The organism is Burkholderia sp. BCC1985 (assembly GCF_905339915.1).
Taxonomy (GTDB): Bacteria; Pseudomonadota; Gammaproteobacteria; order Burkholderiales; family Burkholderiaceae; genus Burkholderia.
Genome location: NZ_CAJPGY010000137.1, coordinates 1 through 390 on the forward strand (window position 1 = coordinate 1; position 390 = coordinate 390).

The 390-nt window shown below is 66.7% G+C and carries 1 protein-coding gene; it reads right to left on the reverse strand.

The window, feature by feature from the left end; all coding sequences use genetic code 11:
• On the reverse strand, window positions 1–390 hold a 390-nt coding region (locus U4Z31_RS37000), incomplete at both ends, for an Ig-like domain-containing protein (RefSeq protein WP_321813005.1).

Genomic DNA, 390 nt, shown 5'->3' on the forward strand with positions numbered 1-390 from the left:
GCTGTACTGCACGGTGGCACCGGTTTCGATGCCGGTGAGGTTCAGCGTGCCGACGTTGGTGATGTGGTCGGATGGGCTGCTGCCGGAATCGGTGGTCAGGGCCACGCCGGGCGCCGCGGCCGATGTGTCGAGCGTGAAGCTGAAGGACGTCGCCGACGAGGTGTTGCCGGCGACGTCGATCTGGCGGACCTGCACGTTGTTCGTACCTTGCAGGGCGCCGAAGCTGGTGCTCCAGTGCGCACCGTTGTCGACGCTGTATTGCACGGTGGCGCCGGATTCGACACCGGACAGGTTCAACGTGCCGACGTTGGTGATGTGGTCGGACGCGCTGCTGCCCGAATCGGTGGTGAGGGCAACGCCGGGCGCCGCGGCCGACGTATCGAGCGTGAA